The sequence below is a fragment of the Helicobacter trogontum genome (assembly GCF_000765905.2).
Taxonomy (GTDB): domain Bacteria; phylum Campylobacterota; class Campylobacteria; order Campylobacterales; family Helicobacteraceae; genus Helicobacter_A; species Helicobacter_A trogontum.
On sequence record NZ_JRPL02000013.1, the window covers coordinates 42028 to 50644 of the forward strand.

Genomic DNA, 8617 nt, shown 5'->3' on the forward strand with positions numbered 1-8617 from the left:
TGGCTGGCAACCACAATTAAACTCTATTAATTAAGATAATTCACAAGTGAAAGATTGTTGATTCGATTTGTTGATGACAGCACAGCCTGATAATTATTGCTTAGATTTGTAAATTTGTTATACGTCTCTGCTAAATCTGCCCCAATCGTATCACCTTTGATACCACTTACTTGTGTTTTAATAATCTCATTTCTTGCCACAGCATTCTGGAATGTACGAGTATGTGCTCCATTTTTCGATATAACTTTTTCTATATGATCACTTAAATGATCGATTAACTCAATACAATTTTGGATACCAAGACTTTTCATTGTATCATCATATCTTTGCCCATGCAAAGCTCCAGCACGATAGATTCCATCTCTAACAGATTGGATAGCATCATCTAAACCTCTAAAAAAGTGAATCTTTGGATCATCGACCACAAGAGATCCGTTTGCATTTAATCTTACATTTGCATTTGAATAACGGATAGCTTCTGGACTAAAATCATCTTGTGCTTTATCATAAAACATCATGGTCATACGCGTAATTGCACGCAGGTTATCTTGGATCTCAATCTTTCCTTCACTATCAAAATCAATGGTAATATTTGTCTTTGCTCTACTCAATAACTCTTCATAAGCATCCTTTTGTACTTGTGTTGGTTTGCCATCCCTTACTTGTGTGGCACCTAGTGACTCATCATCTTCATTACTATAATTTAGGGCTATCGACATTGCGTCCATAAGTTGCCTATAAGTCACAGAATCTCCACCGCTAATAGTTACTGCTGGTGGCTCATCATAAGGATCAAATAATGGAATCTTTATGGTCTTATCTGAGTGTTGTGCTGGTAATTCTAAAAAGCTTCCTTGCTTTGTAAAAGTGATGCTTGCCTCAAGCTCTATTCCATTATGATCATGGAGCTTAAAACCATAAGTTTTACCATTTAGTGATCCGTCCGTTACTTCAATAAGCTTTGTATGATCGTTTGCAAGCACGGAAGTACCTGACAAAGATTGTGATATATTACCTCGAAGTTTTGAGCCTAATTGTTGAAACCCAGTCTTTGTATAACTCACGCCAAGACTTGAAGTAAAACCATTGACTTCTCCCCCATTCTCATCAAGCGTTTCAAGACGGATGGAAAAGCCCCTTTCACCATCAAATGGCGGTTTTAACGTGTCTGTGCTTTTATTTCGAACATTTCTATCATAAATATTAATCTGCCCATGATCTAGCTCTACATCAATATTTCCGCCAAAATACTCCTTAATCGCATCAAATAGATCCCTTACTTCCTGACCCTTTACATCAAACAACAAAGGTTCACCAAGTTCCCTTTTACTAATAGTGCCATCTTTTTCATTTGGCGGTGTGCCTGTGATTTTAATATATCGTGTTGGGACAGAGAGAATGTCTTCTAGCTTTGTATCCACTTCTGTCATCACATTATCTTTGCGAATAAGTGTCGTTGGGATATGTGTAAGACGATTATCATATAAATCATTTACACCCTTAAGATTACTTGCACTAAATTCTGAAGTAAGATTTTGACTACTATAGGTTTGCACTCTAGCACCAAGCTTTTCAAGATCTGCAAGATTCTCTACATCAGCCTCACTTGAAATCATATGAAAATCAATGCTAGAACTACCAGGTCTTAAGTCTTTAATCTCAATTTGCCCCCAATTATTCAAGTGCACATCAACAACTTTTGTCGCATGTGTATTGCCAAATGCTTTTCCAATTCTATCAAGTAAATCTCTTACCGTCGTAGCATTTTTTGGATTTGTGTAACCTACATCTAATGCAAATTTTTCTTTAAAGCTTTGACCACGACTATTAACACCTTGTAGATAAAAATATTCTTTTCCATTATTGCGTGGATTATTATCATTATCACCTATTAAATCACGCAATGTATCATCTTCTTTGATATATACTTCTGTTGGCTCACTATGCTTTTCAGAATTATCCATGATCGCTGGGTGAAGTCGCGTTTGATTCAGCATACGTCCATTCGTTGTAATAAGGCGATGTTTATCATTATCAAAACCATAAAAAAGCTCCTCACCTGTAATATTAAATGGGACTAGATTTTTAGAACTTACAAGTGCATTTAACTCTTCATCATTACCATAGTAGTTTCCCACAGAATCAAATGGTTGCACATCCACTTTGCTACCTGCAAAGATAAATTTCCCACCTACTGAAGTATTGGCAATGCTAATAATATGTGCCTTTGTTGCTTCTAAGTCTCTTGCTAATGCTTCTCTTGAGGTTGGAGTATGCAAGTCATTTGCAGCATGTAGAAGTTTTGTTTTAAATTGCACCATCGCAAGTGAAATCTCTTGCAAGGCTTTATCTGTGTTCAATGTTTGTGTCTCTGCTGTACGTGCTACCTCTATGCCTTGTTGCAAAGTCGTTTCATCGTATTCTAGCTTTAGATTCTGATTAGATACGCTTGCATCTTGCCAACCATATTGAATCTTTTTGCCACTTGCAATCTTTGTATTCAAATCATTAAGGTTTGAGGTAATATTACCATTGTTGTTTAGCATTTGATTATACTTTGTCCCAAAAGTTACTCTCATTGTTGCAACCTTACTATATGTATTTATCTCCACACTTAGAGCATCAGCAAAGCTTAAAGCAATTATTATTCCATGATATAATAAAATTACAATGCTTGGGGTATATCTTTGTGGAATAGCATTTGCTCAAATATGCACAACATTATAGCGTTAGTTTAAAGGGGCTCATGTGCTTTCACATATTTACTCTCCGTGGCGAAGTGGATATTTTACAACAGATTCTAATGATGTATGTGTATTTTGTGAGATAGCAAATAATCCACACGATGATGTCAAAAATCGTGTGTTTTATAGGGATTCTATATGTTTTGGGGTTATGAATTTGTATCCATATATACCTGGACATTTTATGCTTATCCCACATAAACACATAGACACTCCGACACTCTTATCACAGGAGGAGTGGCAACATTTGCATATTTTATCGCAAAAATCCATTGCAATGCTAGAAGAATACGGAGCTAGTGGTATAAATATGGGAATCAATATCAAAAAAGCAGCGGGAGCAGGTATTCCAGAGCATTTACACTTGCATTTTGTACCTCGTTATGAAGGTGACACAAACTTTATTACAACGATTGCAAATAGTCGTGTGTATGGTGTTGATTTTGATTCTATTTATGATAAAATTTCATGCCTTGCAAAAAAACACTTATATGATTTATAAGGAATAGAATATGAGAAAAATTTATATTTGCTTATGTATTGCACTTGGAATCTTAAAGGCAAATCAATATGATTATTTACTTTTTAGCAATGTTTTAAGCGATGTGCAAAGTGGTCTCAATCTAAAAGCTGATGTGAATGCTAGGTGGCGAGGAAATACCCCATTATATACTGCGGTAAAAAATAATTTTTTAGAAAGTGCGTATTTGCTCATCATGAGTGGAGCAGATGTAAATGCACTAAATAATGGCGTAACCGCTTTACATGAAGCTGTACGCAATAAAAATAACTATATGGTGCAACTATTAATAGCAGCTGGAGCAAAAGTAAATACACAAGATGAAAACAATGGCAACACGGCTTTGCATTATGCAGCATTAAATAATGATCGACAAATGCTTAATATACTTGCGAATATGCAAGGGGATATGAATATCTCAAACTTTCAAGGCACAACCCCAACACAAATTGCAATGACAGGGATTATAATCCCGCCAATTATTATTGAAGATTCTAATCTTGCAATCAGTGCAAGTGCATTTAAGATTACTCAAAGCAATGTTGTATTTAATATTAGAAATCTAACCAATGAACCATTAATTATTCGCAACACGATTGCATATCTTAACGGGGAGTTTATAGGAGGCAATCAAAAGCCACTTATAATCCCTGCGGGCACAACTATCACAAATGTCAATATGCTAACAATTGGCACTAGTGGAATCCATATACTAAAGGTAGATAAAGAGGGGCAAGTTGATGTTAAGGTGGGATTTAGTATTGATTATGAAGCAGAAGGTAGAATCCAACGCGCATTTAATAGTATAAACATGAAACTAAAGCTATGGGATGTAGCACCCAAAAAACAAGCAAAATCTCAAGATTCCAATGAATAGTCACTTTGCAGCATAATATCATGCTGCATTAAAAATGGCTTTTACAAAAAACAAAAGTTAAACTTTTAGGAGCAACCCCCCCCCCTCCCCCACATGAAAAACACTTAGCCTATACTCCAACCTATATCAATGTAACACTAAAAAGTGGGTGCTATAATACATTATGCAATAAATTCTCATAGATTAATCATTAAGAGGTGAAAATGAATAAGATTTACAATTTAATACAAAGAAAAATGAAGTCAAGCCAAATTTTAGGTATTAAGAACTTTCAGTCTAACATTAATCCTAGAAAAATAAAGTTAAAAATTAATATGCAAGATTTTAGAATAATCCACACTTTTGCATTTAGATAGAATCTAAAAATATAATGAATGCAACTTCTAAAAACTAAATTTTGAAGCAATGAGCTTATTTTGAACATAAAAAACTTCATAGAAGGGTTTAGAATGTCATTGTAATGAGTTTGAAAAGATTCTAATTTAAAGGCTGGGTTTGGGAGTAGCAGAGTGTAGCTAATTATGAAATAGATGATAAGGAAACTTAAATGAAAAATATAAGCAATGATAGAAAATCTACAAAGTTACAATCTAACAACCAAAAACATATAAATCCTACAATGCTAGAATCTAACAATGAGACAAAAACCACAGAATCTATAAAGCGAGATTCTATAAAACAAACTTCTATAAACATAGAATCTACAAAGCTAGAATCTAGCACACTAAAATCTAATTATTTAGAATCTAAAAGACCAAACGACACTAAAAACAAAGATAGCATAAAGTTAGATTCTAATGGTGATGAGATTGTTTGGGAGTTGAAACGGTTACGACACTCTTTAAAATCTGGGACATTTTTATTTTTAATATCTCAAAGAATTGTTATGATAACCTTTTGTGTATTTATAATATATAAAATACACGAGATAGACTCCATGGGAAAGATGTTAGCAATATTAGTAATATTACTTGTTTTAACTTATTTTTTGAGCTCTTTATATTTATATTTTAATTGCAAGACAATCATCATTACAAACAATAAACTTATCATCAAAAAATACATAGGAAGTGACTTAAATCTTTTGCTAACTGAAATATATTGCGATGATGAACCTGAAATCAGAGGATTTCAAAGCATTATTACTTTTCGTCCAATTATCAACAAAAAGATTTTGCCTTATTATTGGTATTTAGATTTTCATAATACAAATATTCGTGAGATAGCTGATATTTTAAAGCCATATATAGAAAATACTTTACTTACTTTAGATGAAGCAAGTTATAATCATTTTAAAAACTTAGACAGACGCTTTATGAGGTTAAATTATTTAGATTTTAATATGATAGATAAACAAAGGAATAATGATGCCAAATGATACAAAACCTAAACAATGCAATAATATTTATAAAAATTTATGCATCTATTCTCTTGAGCCTAAAAAGTATATTGATAGAAAAGATTTTGGAATTACTGGGGCAATTATATCCAATACTCTAACTATAGGCGAAACCTATACTGTTCATAAAGTAGAAAAACATTTAGATGATATGAAATCTACAAATAAAATACTGCCTAAAAAATTAGTGATGGCTAACTTTGGGGTGTTAAATTTGCTTTATAAAAAAGTGGAGGGAAAAAGTAATGAAAGAGCAGAAACAAACACCATACAAGATACAAATATAAAATGAGATATGCTTATGAGTCACTTTGCTATTGTTGTAGTTAATATTTATACATGCTATCTAATGTATCCATATTTAAAGGATATTTTTACATTTAAACGGAAAAACAAAATTCAAATAGACTATTCTCAAATTTTATGGGAAAGCAAAATAAATCTTGATTCCACCTCTAAGATTCGTGTATTTTTCTTTATTCTTGTTAAGTTTGCTATTTTATATATATTTTATTGGATATTTGGTGTTGGCTTTATACTTTTTCAATCTAATATAATTTACGAATACATACTAGGAATAATTACTTTATCAACAAGCTTTATATATATTTTTTTAGGAGTATTTATATACTCTACGCTAGATTTTAAAAAGATATTTCTAACTAAAAATGGTTTAATATTACAAACTCGTTTTAGCGGAGATATTTTATATGAATATGGTCAATTCATAATGTATGAAGAGAATCATTTTAGGATTCCGCAAGAAATCATAGCTGTAGAATCTAAAAAAAAACAAAAAATATTTTATTATGCCACGCTCAAATGGATTATCCGGAAGTATTTTGGGGGATATTGCTACTTTTAGCAAAATTTGCAAACAACAAACCAAAATAGCTATTAACGATATGGATACAAAATCTCGAGTTGATCTATTTTTAAAATATTATGAACATATAGAAATCATATCTAACGAAGAAAAAAATCATAATATTTTTACAATTGATTTTAGTCCATATATGGACGAGATGAAGCAATACTATCAAAACAATATCAAAAAGGATAGTTAATGAGTTGTGAAAAAAACATCTATGCTTCTTTAAATATCTGTCAATATAAATTTAATGAAAACATACCACAATTTTGATGAAATAGACAAAATGCGAAAAGGAAAGAGCTAATGTTGCAAAATAAATTTAATGTGTTAGATTCTGAAAGTAGTAGTATTATTTGGAAAGGTAAAAGAAAGTTTTATTTGATTACTACTTTATTCTACCTTATTTATTTAATTTTTGGCATTTTCATTTCCTGTTTTTTTTGGACTGGTTTATTGCAGAAATCATTTTGGTATATATTAATAGCGATACCACTTACGCTTTTCTCTCTTTATGAAGTATATAAAGCACTTAACCTTAAAGCAGTGTTGTTAACACAAAATGGGTTATTACTCAAAACACTATTTAATGGAGATGTTTTCTACCCTTATGGATATTTTACTGCTGGTTCTTCTTTGGCTATTGGAATAAAATATTTTGAAAGAGTTTCCGTAGATAACACAAATCACAGCAAGATGGAGTTTCTTTTCCCTTATGGTTATGACTCTCTTGGTAGCTTTAAAAACAACCAAGAATTTAAAGCATTATACACAAAACACACAAACCAAGCTCTAGAATCTCTGAATCTTCAAGACAAAGTCAATCTCTACAAACTCTATCAATCAAACATAGAATGTATTTTTGATGAAGAAAGAAATCATAATATTTTTACAATAGATTTTAGTCCCTACAAAGCAGAAATAGACACTTACTTAAAGGATAAACAATGAGTAAAAATAAAAATATTTATAAAGGTTTAGAGTGTAGTTGTAATCACTTTGAAAAAATTCCTATTAACTAGGAGAGAGTTAGGAATGGCTGGAGTTACAGCGACCTATGGAGTAGCAATAGGAGAAAGTTATACAAGTTATAAACTTGATAAATATTGAGAATAAAGTGAGTAAGGAAAAATTGAAATGAGTGAAATTCATAGAAATACAGAATCTCATAACAATGCAGTAAGCAATAATACAGCAAACAACAATAACACAGAATCTAAAAAAGTAGAATCTATAACTCAAGAAAATAGAAAGCTAGATTCTAATGGGGAAGAAATTGTGTGGGAGTTGGAAACACGCAAAAATGTGTTCTTTTTGCTTTGGTCTTGGATTGCTAAACTTGGTGCTATGGCTTTTTGTATATATTTTATTTTTACATATCTACATCTTGTCAAATGGAGTGGCTTTGTTATATTATTGGCATTATTGAGCGTTATTTTGTATGTAGTCATCACATCATATACTACACTTAATCTCAAAGGTATGTATGCCACAAAAAATAATTTTTATATTGAAAAGTATTTTGGAGAATCTATATCCTTGCCACTGGGAAACTTTTATATTACACTTAAGCTAGGGGATTATAGCTTTCAGACACTAGCTTTTATTACAAGATTAAGTATTATATTATTTATAAATAACAAAAGGAAATATTACTGCGAATTATCTATTGTAAAAGATAATTTTAATATTTTAGAAAAAAATTTAAAGCAACAAACAGAATCTTACTTAATGTCTTTAGATGAAAAAGATTATGCCACCATATTTATACCCAACATTAAAAACGATATGGATAAGGGATATACTGCAAAAATAGATTTTGATAAAATAGATTTTCTACGAAAAAGGAATAAAAGTGACTAAACCTAAACAATGCGATATCTCAATGTATAAAACTCTGTGTATTTGTTCGCCTGAATTTGGAAAATTCCAATTCAAAGGTGAGATTTAAGAATGGCAGGTAGTGTAGTTAATTATGAAATAGATGATAAGGAAACTTAAATGGAACATATAAGCAATGATAGAGAAACTATAAAGTTACAATCTAACAACCAAGAAAATATAAATCCCACAATGCTAGAATCTAACAATGAGACAAAACCCACAGAATCTATAAAGCGAGATTCTATAAAACAAACTTCTATAAACATAGAATCTACAAAGCTAGAATCTAGCACACTAAAATCTAATTATTTAGAATCTAAAA

9 protein-coding genes are annotated in these 8617 nt (G+C 31.3%); 8 read left to right on the plus strand and 1 reads right to left on the minus strand.

Annotated elements, in window-relative coordinates:
• Positions 1 to 26: 26 nt before the first annotated feature.
• Positions 27 to 2579, minus strand: coding sequence for a flagellar hook-associated protein FlgL (flgL, locus tag LS81_RS06485; RefSeq protein WP_034346445.1), 2553 nt, complete (start codon positions 2577 to 2579; stop codon positions 27 to 29).
• A gap of 169 nt (positions 2580 to 2748) precedes the next feature.
• Here flgL and LS81_RS06490 point away from each other — a divergent pair, with 169 nt between their 5' ends.
• The 8 genes from LS81_RS06490 to LS81_RS06525 all read left to right on the plus strand — a co-directional run.
• The gene (locus LS81_RS06490; RefSeq protein WP_034346443.1) at positions 2749 to 3246 is read left to right on the plus strand and encodes an HIT family protein; all 498 of its coding nucleotides are present in this window, start codon (positions 2749 to 2751) and stop codon (positions 3244 to 3246) included.
• A gap of 10 nt (positions 3247 to 3256) precedes the next feature.
• Positions 3257 to 4141, plus strand: coding sequence for an ankyrin repeat domain-containing protein (locus tag LS81_RS06495; protein ID WP_034346441.1), 885 nt, complete (start codon positions 3257 to 3259; stop codon positions 4139 to 4141).
• Positions 4142 to 4688: 547 nt separating this feature from the next.
• A complete protein-coding gene (locus LS81_RS06500; RefSeq protein WP_104696425.1) occupies positions 4689 to 5519 on the plus strand; it encodes a hypothetical protein in 831 nt (276 codons plus the stop codon).
• The gene (locus LS81_RS06505; RefSeq protein ID WP_034346617.1) at positions 5509 to 5832 is read left to right on the plus strand and encodes a hypothetical protein; all 324 of its coding nucleotides are present in this window, start codon (positions 5509 to 5511) and stop codon (positions 5830 to 5832) included. The genes LS81_RS06500 and LS81_RS06505 overlap by 11 nt, the downstream gene beginning before the upstream one ends.
• Positions 5833 to 6349: 517 nt before the next feature.
• Entirely contained in the window at positions 6350 to 6607 is a 258-nt protein-coding gene (locus LS81_RS06510; protein ID WP_138069883.1) for a hypothetical protein, read from the plus strand.
• A gap of 110 nt (positions 6608 to 6717) precedes the next feature.
• Positions 6718 to 7362, plus strand: a complete 645-nt coding sequence (locus tag LS81_RS06515; protein ID WP_034346621.1) for a hypothetical protein — start codon at positions 6718 to 6720, stop codon at positions 7360 to 7362.
• A 186-nt stretch (positions 7363 to 7548) separates the two neighbouring features.
• Positions 7549 to 8274 carry a hypothetical protein gene (locus LS81_RS06520; RefSeq protein ID WP_034346622.1) on the plus strand — a complete coding sequence of 242 codons (726 nt, stop codon included), beginning with the start codon at positions 7549 to 7551 and terminating at the stop codon, positions 8272 to 8274.
• A 138-nt stretch (positions 8275 to 8412) separates the two neighbouring features.
• Positions 8413 to 8617, plus strand: a 205-nt coding sequence (locus LS81_RS06525) for a hypothetical protein (RefSeq protein WP_138069884.1), incomplete at its 3' end; no start/stop codon positions are given.